4 protein-coding genes are annotated in these 13,856 nt (G+C 41.7%); all 4 read left to right on the forward strand.

Going from position 1 to position 13,856, the window contains the following annotated elements:
- Window position 1: 1 nt before the first annotated feature.
- The 4 genes from AC5590_RS20840 to AC5590_RS20855 all read left to right on the forward strand — a co-directional run bounded on the left by AC5590_RS20840 (window position 2) and on the right by AC5590_RS20855 (window position 13,748).
- The gene (locus tag AC5590_RS20840; protein WP_169265345.1) at window positions 2-3,211 is read left to right on the forward strand and encodes a non-ribosomal peptide synthetase; all 3,210 of its coding nucleotides are present in this window, start codon (window positions 2-4) and stop codon (window positions 3,209-3,211) included.
- A 50-nt stretch (window positions 3,212-3,261) separates the two neighbouring features.
- Window positions 3,262-4,572, forward strand: a complete 1,311-nt coding sequence (locus AC5590_RS20845; RefSeq protein ID WP_169265346.1) for a valine--pyruvate transaminase — start codon at window positions 3,262-3,264, stop codon at window positions 4,570-4,572.
- Between the two features lie 34 nt (window positions 4,573-4,606).
- Window positions 4,607-12,400 carry a non-ribosomal peptide synthetase gene (locus AC5590_RS20850; RefSeq protein WP_169265347.1) on the forward strand — a complete coding sequence of 2,598 codons (7,794 nt, stop codon included), beginning with the start codon at window positions 4,607-4,609 and terminating at the stop codon, window positions 12,398-12,400.
- A gap of 169 nt (window positions 12,401-12,569) precedes the next feature.
- Entirely contained in the window at window positions 12,570-13,748 is a 1,179-nt protein-coding gene (locus tag AC5590_RS20855; RefSeq protein ID WP_169265348.1) for a hydroxymethylglutaryl-CoA lyase-like TIM-barrel protein, read from the forward strand.
- Window positions 13,749-13,856: the final 108 nt, after the last annotated feature.

Consider the following 13,856-nt stretch of genomic DNA (forward strand, 5'->3'; position numbering starts at 1 on the left):
CGTGGATAATATCGAAGACCTTTATGAACTTTCACCCATGCAGCAGGGCATGCTTTTTCATACCCTGTATGCACCAGAATCGGAAATTTATTTTGAGCAATTGCTTTGTATTCTTTCTGGAGAATTGAATTTTCCTGGCTTTCAACAAGCTTGGCAGCAAGTTGTGGCGCGACACCCAGTTTTACGCAGTTCCTTTTATTGGGAAGAGATAGAAAAGCCCTTGCAAATGGTGAGTAAGCAAGTGGAACTCCCGTGGGTGGAACTGGACTGGCGGAATTTAACAGCCGATGAACAACAACAGAATTTAGAGGATTTTTTAGAAGGCGATCGCCAAAAAGAATTCGATCTTTCTCAACCTCCCCTAATGCGCTTCACCATTATCCAACTTGGGGAAAAAACTTATCAATTTATCTGGAGTCATCATCATATTCTCTTCGATGGTTGGTCGATGCAGATTGTCCTAAAAGAAGTTTTAGCTTTGTATGAAGCTAATCAGCGAAGCGAACATTTACGCCTACTTCCCGCTCGTCCCTATCGAGAGTATATTGATTGGTTACAACAACAGGATATTGCTCAGGCAAAGAACTTTTGGCAACAAATTCTCCAGGGGTTTGAAACTCCTACCCATTTTAGGGTAGATAAATTGACTTTTGACAAGTCAGGGCAACAACAAACCTATGATGAAAAAGTTTTCCAATTATCTAAAACAGTAACTGACAAGCTGCAATATGAGGCGCGACAGCACCATTTAACTTTGAATAATTTGGTGCAAGGAGCATGGGGGTTGCTACTTTCCCGCTACAGTCGGGAAAGCGATGTGGTCTTTGGTGCAACTGTATCCGGTCGCCCACCGAACCTAGCGGGAGTCGATTCAATGGTTGGGCTATTGATCAACACTCTCCCCATACGGGTACAAGTTACAGCAAAGACAGAATTATTACCCTGGCTCAAGCATTTACAAACCCAAGCATTTGAGCAGGAACAGTATGCCTACTACTCCCTGGCGGAAATTCAGCACCTAAGTGATGTTCCCCCAGGAATGCCATTGTTTGAGAGCCTTTTAGTATTTGAAAATTATCCGCTCGATTCTGCTGAACAGAAAAATAAAAACACTTTAGAAATTAGTCATCTTCGTTGTTTTGAACGCACGAATTATCCTCTAACGATAGTGGTTAATCCTGAATCACAATTGTCTGGCAGGATTATCTATGATACCAGTCGCTTCGAGGAACAAACAATTGAGCGCATGATTGGACATTTCCAGACATTACTACAAGGAATGGCAGCCAATCTACAACAAGATATTTCCCAATTATCTCTGCTCAGTGCAACCGAACAAGAACAAGTAATTCTGCAAGAAAGTCAACAAAAGATAGATTCTATTCATTACAAGTGTATTCATAATTTATTTGAAGAACAGGTAGAAAAAACTCCCAACGCAGTAGCAGTTGTGTATGAAAAGCAAAACTTAACTTATCGGGAGTTGAATAATCGCGCCAATCAATTAGCCCATTACCTACAAGCCCTGGGAGTTAAACCCGAAGTACGGGTGGGAATTTGTGTTGAGCGTTCACTTTTAATGGTGGTAGGAATACTCGCTATTCTCAAAGCGGGTGGGGTTTATGTTCCGTTAGATCCAGCTTATCCTTCAGAAAGACTAGAGTTTATGTTAAAAGATGTACAGGCATCCATCTTACTAACACAAACTCATTTGTGCGAGCAGCTACTGCCAATCCACAATCAAACTGTAGTGAATCTTGACTCAGATTGGGAAATCATTGCCCAATACAAAGAAGACAATTTAAGCAATGAAGTTAATCCAGAAAATTTAGCTTATATAATTTATACATCTGGCTCAACGGGAACACCAAAAGGAACAGAAGTTCCCCATCGTAGCATTCTTGGTTTTATGTTTGGGGTTGATTACATTCACCTTGATGCACAACAGATTTGGCTACAACATTCATCAATTTCCTGGGATGCATTAACCCTAGAACTTTGGCCGCCCTTGCTTTACGGGGGACGTTGTATACTTTACCCTGGTAAAATTCCCACACCTGTTGGCTTAAGTCAGATTATCCAAGCACAAAAAGTTAATATCCTCTGGCTGACTTCCGCTTTCTTTAATCTGATAATTGATACCATACCCCAAGGGTTGTCAGGCGTTAAACAACTATTAATTGGCGGAGAGTCCGTTTCTGTGCCTCATGTTCGTCGCGCTTTAGAACTATTACCGGAAACCCAAATAATTAATGCTTATGGGCCTTCGGAATGTACAGTTTTTACCTGTTGTTATCCGATTCCCAAACAACTTGCTGAAAATGTTCATTCAATTCCCATTGGAAAACCCATCGGTGACAGGACAGTTTATCTACTAGATAGAGATTTACACAGAGTTCCGATTGGCGTTCCGGGCGAAGTTTATGTGGGCGGGGTGAGTGTTGCTAGAGGTTACTTAAATCAACCAACATTAACCCATGAAAAATTTATTCCTAATCCTTTTATTGAGGGTGACACACTTTACAAAACTGGAGATTTAGTGCGCCGTCTTCCGGATGGAAATCTGGAATTTTTAGGTCGAATAGATACACAGGTAAAAATTCGCGGTTTTCGCATTGAATTAGAAGAAATTGAAGCAGTTTTAAATCAACATTCTGACATAAAACAAGTTGTTGTCATTACACGGGAAGATGAACCTGGAAACAAATACTTAGTTGCCTATCTCCTAACCACGGACAACCCACCAACTGCCAGCACTCTGCGAAACTTCCTCAAGGAAAAGTTACCAGATTATATGATTCCTGCGGCTTTCGTATTTCTTGAGGAATTCCCTCTGACTCCTAATGGTAAGATAAATCGCCGTGCTTTACCTGCTCCAGATGCTTCCCAAAGAAATCTAGAGGTTGATTTTGTTGCTCCTACCACGCCTACTGAACAAGAACTAGCCACAATTTGGGCTGAAGTTCTTAAATTAAAACAGGTTGGAATTCACGATAACTTTTTCGAGTTGGGGGGACATTCTTTACTAGCTACACAAGTAATTTCTAGATTGCGAGAAGCCTTTTGTCTGGATTTTCCTCTGCGTTATTTGTTTGAAAATCCAACAATTGCTGAACTCGCCCCAAAAATAATTGAGCAACAGATTGAACAAGCAGAAAATGATGAGCTAACACGGATTTTAGGAGAAGTTGAGCAGTTATCAGAAGAATAAGTTACACAGCAATTACTGTTTGGAAGAGTAGAAATTATACAAGAAAAATTATGATACCTAACTTATCTAAAATTGGTGTGCAAATGTCGAGCCTGACAGGCATTAAGGCGATATCGAAAGATATTATTGAAACATTACAAACTAAGCAAAAGCAAGATTTTATTAATTTAAGTGCTGGAAATCCAGTGCTTTTGCCAAAAGTTGAGCAGATGTGGCGTGACTGTACCGCAGAACTTTTAGCTAGCTCTGAGTATGGCGAAGTAGTTTGTCGTTATGGTTCAAGTCAGGGTTACATTCCATTAATTGAAGCGATCGCCAAAGATTTTAATCGTCGCTACGGACTTTCTTTAAATGAAAGCAATATCTTGATCACTCCTGGTAGTCAAATGCTTTATTTCTATGCAGCTAATGCGTTTGGCGGCTACACAAGCAAAGGAGATTTAAAGCAAATTGTCTTACCAATAAGTCCTGACTACACAGGTTACGGTGGAATTTGTTTAGTACCAGAGGCATTAATCTCATATAAACCAACTTTAGATATTGATACCAAAGCTCACAGGTTCAAGTATCACCCTGACTTCAACAACTTAGTTATTACAGAAAATACGGGTTGTATCCTCTTCTCTCGCCCCTGTAATCCCACAGGCAATATCTTATCTAACGATGAAATTAAAAAAATTGCAGTTCTTGCTAAACCCTACAATATCCCCGTGTTCATAGATTCTGCCTATGGTCCCCCCTTTCCAGCAATAAATTTTAAAGATATGACACTCGTCTTTGGTGAAAATATTGTACATTGCATGAGTTTCTCAAAAGCGGGTTTGCCAGGAGAGCGGATTGGCGTTGCGATTGGAGATTCTAAAATCATTCAAGTTCTAGAATCTTTCCAGGCAAATCTATGTCTTCACCCCTCTGGTTATGGACAAGCAATTGCTGCTCGCGCGATTAATTCTGGTGCTCTTGAATACATATCAACAGAAGTTATAAGACCCTTTTACAAAAATAAAATTTTACTCATCGAAGCCAAACTTGACCAAGAAATGCCCAAAAATTTACCTTGGTTTCTACATTGTGGTGAAGGAGCAATGTTTGCTTGGTTGTGGTTTAATAATTTACCTATCAGTGACTTAGATTTATATCAAGAACTCAAGCAAGTGGGTGTCATTGTTGTGGCTGGAAGGTTTTTCTTTCCAGGGTTAAAGGAAGATTGGTCACACAAATATCAATGTATTCGTATTAGCCTGACAGCAAGCGAGCAACAAATCGAAACTGCTATGAAACGTTTAGCTGAGGTCATTCAACAAGTTTACCAACGTAGTAGTTTTAAAAACCCATCTTTGGCTATCGGATCATTCTCGTAAGATGATTTTAATCTAAAATTTCAGAAATAACATTATGAGCGATATACTAAAACGTCTAGAAGCCCTTTCACCAGAAAAGCGAGAATTAGTCCTACAAAAACTGAAAAAGCAACAGCAATCTCCACCTCCCCTCATACCCGTATCGCGGGAACAACCTCTTGCTCTCTCTTTTGCTCAACAAAGATTATGGTTTCTTGATCAACTAGAGGGCGAAAATTGTGTCTACAATGTTCCGTTTTTCTGGCAACTTAACGGATTTCTTAATAGAGCTGCTTTAGAACAAGCGATCGCAGAAATTGTTCAACGTCATGAAGTCTTACGTACTAGTTTCTCAGTTGTCGATGGATCGCCAATACAGGTGATTCACGCTAATCCTCAGCTGACAATACAAGTGCTAGACTGGCGACAATTAACAGAAAAAGACCAGTTAAAGAAAGCGCAGCAGTTAGCTACAGAAGAATTGCAACAACCCTTTGATTTATCAAATCCACCTTTGCTGCGCGTAAAGTTGTTGCAACTAACTGACCAATCCCATTTGTTGTTGCTTGTCATCCATCATATCGTTTGTGATGGCTGGTCAATGGACATATTCCGCCGGGAATTGTTCACCTTTTATACCGCATTCTGCACAGGAAAACCCTCTCCATTACCCGAATTATCCCTACAATATGCCGATTTCGCCCACTGGCAAAGACAATGGTTACAGGGGGAGGTTCTCCAAAAGCAACTTAATTACTGGCAAAAACAATTAGCCGCAGTCCCGCCTCTGTTAGAATTGCCCACCGACAAACCGCGCCCATCAGTGCAAAGTTTTAGGGGACGTAGCGAGTTTTTGCAACTCAATCAAGATTTAACACAGAAGCTGAAGCGTTTAAGTCAGGAGTCAGGAACCACCCTGTTTATGACAATACTTGCAGCATTTACGCTGTTATTGTCGCGCTACAGTGGACAAGAGGATATTGTTGTTGGTTCTGCGATCGCCAATCGCAACCGTCGAGAAATAGAACCACTAATTGGCTTTTTTGTCAATACTTTAGCTTTGCGTACCAACCTGCAAGGAAATCCAACTTTCTTAGAATTATTGCAACGGGTGAAGCAAGTCACCCTGGATGCTTATGACCATCAAGACTTACCTTTTGAGAAATTGGTTGATGAATTGGGTCTAGAGCGATCGCTTTCTCATCATCCCCTATTTCAAGTCGCTTTTGGCTTGCAAAATGCAACTCAAGAGAAATTAGAAATTCCTGGATTAACTCTGACTCGTTTTGAGTGGGAAAACACGACGACTCTATTTGATTTGTCGCTTATTTTTCGAGAAACACCTCAGGGATTGATCGGAGAATGGGAATATGCAACAGATTTGTTTGAAGCTAAAACTATTCAACGGATGGCGGGACATTTTGAAGTTCTCCTGAAGGGAATTGTCGATAATCCGAACGAACCTATTAATACCCTATCGTTGCTTACAGAGGATGAATGTCAGCAGCTGCAAATCTGGAATAAAACTCAAACTAATTATCCCCTCAATCAAACTTTGGTTGACCTGTTTGAAGCTCAAGTTGCGAAAAACCCTGATAATATTGCTTTAGTCTTTGAATCTCAACATCTAACTTATCAACAACTGAATCAAAAAGCGAATCAATTAGCTCATTATCTGATTCAAAATCATCAAATCCAGCCAAATACATTAATTGGTATCTGTGTTGAACGATCCTTGGAGATGATTGTTGGGGTACTCGGTATTCTCAAAGCAGGTGCAGCTTATGTACCGATTGATCCCAATTATCCTCAAGAGCGGATTCAATGGATTTTACAAGATAGTGGAACTTCGCTGTTGTTAACCCAAAGTTTTATAACAGAGAAATTACCAACAACTCAACTCAAACATCCCTGTCAAGTAATTTGTATAGATCAGACAGATTTTTCTGAGGCGTTAACCGATAATCCCATTTCCCAAAGTACGCCTGATAATTTAGCTTATGTCATCTATACTTCTGGTTCGACGGGACGTCCCAAGGGGGTCATGATTGAACATCGTGGACTGACCAATTTGGCTTTATCATCAGCGAATACTTTTCAAGTTCAACCCCAAAGCCGTTTCCTTCAACTTGCTTCTTTTAGTTTTGATATCTCTATTGGTGAAATTGCTACTACCTTCGTTGTGGGTGCTTGTTTATATCTTGCGAAAAAAGAAACTTTGTTACCAAGTCAAGTCTTGGTTGACTTTTTAATTAATCACAAGATTTCGCATATGATTATACCGCCTTCGGTGTTATCGGTATTACCTCAAGCTCCTTTGCCGGATTTGCAAACCATAGTTGTTGGTGGTGAAGCTTGCCCAGCCGAATTAGTGGCACAATGGGCACCAGGAAGACGTTTTTTCAATGGCTATGGGCCAACGGAATCTACGGTTGGTGCAGCGAGCGCACTTTGTCAACCTAATGGCAAAAAACCATCGATTGGTAAACCTTTACCAAATATCCGTATCTATATTTTAGATGCTCACAATCAACCGTTCCCGCCTGGAATTCCAGGAGAATTGTGCATCGCTGGGGTTGGTTTAGCACGAGGTTATCTTAATCGTCCTGATTTAACTGCTGAAAAATTTATTGAAATTGATTTATTTGGTAAAATCGAGCGAATTTACAAAACTGGCGACTTAGCAAGATGGGGTGATGATAGCAACCTGGAATACTTAGGTCGCATTGACGAGCAAGTTAAATTACGAGGCTTTCGGATTGAACTTGGTGAAATCGAATCACTCTTATTGCAACATCCATCAGTTAAAGAAGCTGTTGTTATTTTATATGAAACTGATAGTAATCCCAGGTTAATAGCCTATGTCACGGCAGAGGAAAAATCTTTCAATTTAGGGAGTGAACTTAAGGACTATCTCAAAACTCGCCTGCCGAATTATATGGTTCCTAGCCAAATTATGGTGTTGGATAAGTTGCCCCTTACTCCTAACGGTAAGCTAGATCGCAGAGCATTACCAACACCAAATACAGCCGCTTCAACTGACTTTGAAATGCCAGTCACTCCTACAGAAACACTACTGGCTAGTTTATGGCAAGGTTTGTTAAAAGTTAAGTCTGTTGGTCGTAGAGACAACTTCTTTGAATTAGGTGGACATTCGCTGTTGGCGACTCAATTGATCACTCGGATTCGTGACAGTTTTGGGGTAGAATTACCTGTTCGCAAGGTATTTGAGCAAAGCGTTTTGTCTGAGTTGGCGTGGGAAATTGACAAAGCCGGTTCGAGTGTCGGTTTACCTGCGATCACACCCCAGCCAGAAAATGAACCCAAAACTCTGTCCTTTGCCCAATCAAGACTTTGGTTTTTAGCTCAACTTGAAGGTACAGGAACCTCAGCTACCTACAATATGCCGATCGCATTCCAACTTGATGGCAACCTCAATGTAGAGGCTCTGCGGTCAAGTTTAACTTATTTGCTGCAACGTCATACAAGTTTAGGCACTTATTTCCCTGCCTTGGAGGGAGAACCGCAAGTAGTAGTTAAAAATGTAGAAGATATAGAAGTACTGGTAATCGCAGATTTACAAGAACTCGATTCGCAGACGCAAATACAAACTATACAACATTTAGCCGATACCCATGCTCAAGAACCCTTTGATTTAAATACTGGTTCTCTGTTCAAAGCCAAACTACTGCAACTGGGCCAACAAAAAAATATTCTGTTGATTAATATACATCACATAATCAGTGATGGCTGGTCAATGGGCGTGTTTAAGCGTGAATGGGAACAGGCCTATGCTGCTTATGCTGCGGGTTCTGCTCCGAATTTGTCACCATTACCGATTCAGTATACTGATTATGCGGCTTGGCAGCGCAGTTGGTTACAAGGGGAGATTTTATCAAATCAGGAAAATTACTGGAAACAACAACTAGGCGATGCGCCCCGCTTGCTGGAGTTACCAACCGATCATCCCCGTCCAGCGCAACAATCTTACCAAGGTGGACGCGAGGAATATCGTTTAAGCAATGAACTGACTGAGAAACTCAAAATAGTGAGTCAAAAACACGGGGTTAGTTTGTTTATGACCCTGTTGACGGCTTTTAATATTTTACTATCTCGTTACAGCCGTCAAGAAGACTTATGTGTTGGTACGGCGATCGCTAACCGCACCCATAGCTACACAGAAGGGTTAATTGGTTTTTTTGTCAATACCTTAGTATTGCGAAGCAAAATTCATCCAGAGCAAGGATTTAGCGAGTTACTTCAACAAACCCGCCAAACTTGCTTAAATGCTTATGCTCATCAAGATATTCCCTTTGAGTATTTGGTCGAACAGTTGCAACCAGAACGCAGTCTCAGCCATAATCCCTTATTCCAAGTGATGATAGTGTTGCAAAACGCGGAAGGGGCGGGGAAGAATGTTAGTTTACCAGGGCTTGATATTCAATACTTGGAACAAAGTTTCCCATTTGCTAAGTTTGATTTGACACTGGATCTTTGCGAAAGAGACGACCAACTGCACTGTATGTGGGAATATGCCACAGATTTATTTGAGGCAGAAACAATTAGGCGCATGGCGGGACACTTTGAAGTTTTGCTGACAGTGATTACTCAAAATCCCCAACAGCCGATCAGCAAGCTGTCCTTGATGACAACACCAGAAATCCAGCAACTGCGAGTTTGGAATCAAACTGATATCAATTATCCTCAAGACCAGACACTGGTAACTCTGTTTGAACAACAAGTAGCACAAACGCCCGATAATATTGCGGTGGTGTTTGAAGAGCAAAGCCTGAGTTATCAAGAACTGAACCAGAAAGCTAATCAACTGGCTAATTATTTGTTGCAACTCAAAACAGAACAACAATTGTCTGACAACCCATTGATCGCAATTTGCGTCGAGCGATCGCTCTCAATGGTGATTGGCTTGTTTGGCATTCTCAAAGCAGGTGCGGCTTATGTACCCATTGATCCCAACTACCCACAAGAGCGGATTCGTTTTATGCTCGAAGACTGTGGGGCAAAGGTATTGCTCACCCATAGTCAACTTAAAGATAAATTGGAGATTCAAGAAGGCGATCGCCCCTTGGGCGCAGCGCTTCGCTATCGCCAATACCAAGTACTATGTTTAGATGAGGATAACTTTGCCAAACAATCTACAGATAACCCTAGTTGCCAAAGTCAACTCGATGATTTAGCTTATGTGATTTACACCTCAGGCTCTACTGGGCAACCTAAAGGCGTAGAAATACTACACTGTGGTTTAACTAACTATTTACACTGGGCAAAAGACTATTACGCAGTAGCCCAAGGGCAAGGTACACCTGTACAGTCTTCCCTTAGCTTTGATGCAACGATTACCTCACTGTACCTACCTCTAATTTGTGGGCGTACCACCATCCTGGTAAGAGAAAAACAAGAAATTGAATCCTTAGCAAATATCGTCAAACAAAACAATCATCTATCCTTAGTCAAAATTACACCTTCGCATCTGGAAATACTCAATCAGCAAATTCATCCTGATTTCATGCCAAATCGGGTCAATGCCTTTGTTTTAGGCGGTGAAGCATTACACGCCAACCAAATAATTCCGTGGTTGACTCATGCCCGCGATACCCGCCTGATTAACGAATATGGGCCGACAGAAGCGGTTGTGGGGTGTTGTGTTTACGAAGCAACTGGAAAAAGGGATCTGGTGGGCGATTTATTGATAGGACAGCCAATTGCCAATGTACGTATCTACATTTTAGATAACCACAACCAACCCCTACCTGCTGGCATTCCTGGGGAACTTTGTATTGCGGGTGTTGGTTTAGCCCGTGGCTATCTCAACCGTCCCGAACTCACAGCGGAAAAATTCATTTCTCTGGACTTATTTGGTAAACCAGAACGAGTGTACAAAACCGGAGATTTAGCCAGATGGTTGCCCGATGGGCAGTTAGAATACCTGGGGCGGATGGATAATCAAGTAAAACTGCGCGGTTTTCGCATCGAATTGGGTGAAATTGAAGCCTTGTTAACCAAACATCCCCAAATTCAGCAAGCAGTTGTGATTGTAGAAGCAGCAGAAGATGCGATCTGCGCTCCGCGCAGCAGCGAAGCTATCGCTCAACGCTTGCTAGCTTATATTGTACCCACACCAACACATAACAACCTTGAAGATAATACTCTGCAAACTGAACAAGTTGAACTGTGGCAGCAAGTTTTCAATGATAGCTACTCTCAGCAACAAGCCCCAAGCGATGATCCAACTCTCAATTTAGCTGGTTGGAATGATAGCTACACAGGAGAACCCATTCCCCAAGCGGCGATGCAGGAATGGCGAGATACAACAGTTGACCAAATTTTGGAACTTGAACCGAAACGGGTTTGGGAAATTGGTTGCGGTACAGGGATGTTATTGTTTAAAATCGCGCCTCATTGTCAGCATTATCTAGGTACAGATTTTTCTGCGGGCGCATTGCAGTATATTGAACAAAATTTAGAACAGCAATCTCTCAAGGAGAAAGTCACCTTAAAACAAAGTGCCGCTAACCAGTTTGACGGCATTGAGACAAATGCTTATGACTTAGTCATCATGAATTCCGTCATCCAGTATTTTCCCACCTTGGATTACTTTTTGGAAGTTTTGCAAGGAGCTGTTAACGCTGTGACGACTCAAGGAGCAATCTTTATTGGGGATGTGCGAAATCTCAATCTGCTGGAAGCTTTTCATACGGCAGTTGAGTTTTATCGTGCCCCCGATGAGTTATCAATCAAGGACTTGCATCAACAGATTCAAAAAAGCATCCGCACCGAAGGCGAATTACTGATTGATCCTGATTTCTTTATCGCCCTCAAACAAAGATTTCCTCGAATTAGTCATGTCCAAATTCAATTGCAACGGGGTTATGCGCAAACGGAAATGAGCCGTTTTCGTTATGACGTTGTTTTACACTTGGATCGGACAGATACTCCCGTTGCAGAACCTGAATGGTTAAATTGGCAAGACCAACAGTTGAATCTAGAAAAAATCGAGAAAATTTTAATAACTCAGCAACCAGATTTACTAGGCATTAAGGATATTCCCAATGCACGTCTGACCTCAGAAATGGTGCTGTTAGAACAAATTGCTCAATTAAATGGTACTGTTTGGGACTTGAAAGCGGCTGTTGCACAAGCCAAGTTAGGGATAGAACCCGAAGCGTTCCGAGCTTTAGTACCAGATTTACCCTATACACCTTTTATACAATATAGTGACTCAGGGTTTGCTTATTACGATATTGTGTTTCAAAGGAAGATTCCTGGACAGGTGACACTGCCACGGTTTAATCAAGAGCAAAATTTGCAACTTAAGCCCTGGCAACATTACGCTAACCAACCGTTGCAATATCGCATCAATCAAGTAGATCCAGGTTTGTTAGCCGAATGGCGAGATTTTCTGGCTAAGAATCTCCCTGAATATATGATTCCTAACCATTTTACTGTCTTAGAAAAACTACCACTGACACCGAATGGCAAAGTAGATCGTAAAGCTTTACCTGCACCAAATACAGCAGTTTCATCAACAGACATTGAATTGCCTGTAACATCGACAGAAAAATTACTTGCCGAATTATGGGCAAAGCTGCTGAAATATGCAGCAATCGCCCGGCATGATAACTTCTTCAACTTGGGGGGACATTCTCTATTAGCCACCCAACTATGCTACCGCATCCGCGACACCTTCAAAGTAGAACTACCTTTGCGTAAGGTATTTGAGTACCCCACCCTCAGTGATTTAGCGAATTATCTCGATACCTGCATTTGGATTAATTCCACCACCGCAGATATGGAACCTTTAAAATCAGACGAAGAGGAAATTGAACTATGACGCAAGTATGATCTAAAAAAGGATTAATTGCCAATTACAGCAGTAGACCTCTCCAAAAATCGATTTTTAGTGCAAGCCCCGTAAAGCTTTCATAACCATTTTTGGAGAGGTCTAGTAGTGTTTAGTAAAACTAAATCTGAATCTTTTCTTTCTTAAGGAGTATAAAACAATGGAAACCCTTCCTATCAAAATTTACGATGATACCCTGCGCGATGGAGAACAACAAGCGGGCGTTTTTTTCTCTTATCCAACTAAACATCAACTCGCCCATTTAATTGCCAAAACTGGGGTTCATGGAATCGATATTATGCCCTTTATCTGTGAGCAAGAAGCTGAACTAGCTAAAACATTAATCTCAAAGGGATTGGATAGTCTAATTTTTTCGGCTACTTTGATGAACAAGAAGTTCATTGATCAAGTAAAAGACTGCGGTATAAAGCGTATCGTCCTATTCTATGCTCTTTCTGACCGACTGTTGTTTCTGCGAGACCCCGAGATTCGTCAGATGAGCGAGTTTAAAGGAAAAACCATTGATGATGACATCCCAGCCAAAGTAATCGATAGAATTCGCCAAAATGCTATTGATTCAATTGTCGAACATTTGCACTATGCCACAAAGGTTGCGGGACTGACCGTAGACTTCGCAGGCGAAGATACCTCAAGAGCTGATTTTGACTTTTTAGTACAATGTATCCGCTCATGCAGCCCTTACATTGAAAACTTCTTTCTCTGCGATACAGTCGGAATTCTCACTCCAGAAAAGAGCTATATCTGGGTTAATGACCTGCTTCAATCTACTACAGGAGTGACATTGGGGGTACATTACCACAATGATATGGGTATGGCTCTCGAAAATACCCTCCAGTCTGTGATGGCCGGAGCTAGTTTCGTATCGGGTACATTTGCCGGTATTGGAGAGCGAGCCGGAAATGTTGCCCTTGAGCAGGTGTTAAATGGGTTGCGAGTCCGTTTTGGTATAGAAGTTGAGGGGATAAACTATGATGCGATCGCCCCTGTAACTGATTTTATTGAAAAATTGGGAGTTCGTCCCGCTCCCCCCTACTCTCAAGCTGCTCAACGCCATGAAACCGGTGTTCACGTCAATTCTTTTTTATCTGATCCTAAAAGCTATGATGCTTTTGCTCACAGCACCATAAACGTTATTTTCGGCAAATGGAGCGGAGCAAGTAATTTCCAATATTTGTTTGAAAAACAACTACACAATCCCCAACCCAGAGAGCAATACGAGAAAATGCGCTCTGTGATCAAATCACTGGCTACAGAACAAGAACGTTATTTCACAGCGAACGAAGTATTGGAGTTATGGAAAAATGGGGCTTTTCAGTGAACAGTTATCAGTGAGTCCAGTGCTGCACAGAGAAGTGCCTTGCGCGGGTTCCCCGCGTTGTGGAGCCAGCCCCGTGCGGGGGTTCCCCCCGAGCCAGGGGACTGGCGT

Source organism: Brasilonema octagenarum UFV-OR1, from assembly GCF_963888615.1.
Classification (GTDB): domain Bacteria; phylum Cyanobacteriota; class Cyanobacteriia; order Cyanobacteriales; family Nostocaceae; genus Brasilonema; species Brasilonema sennae.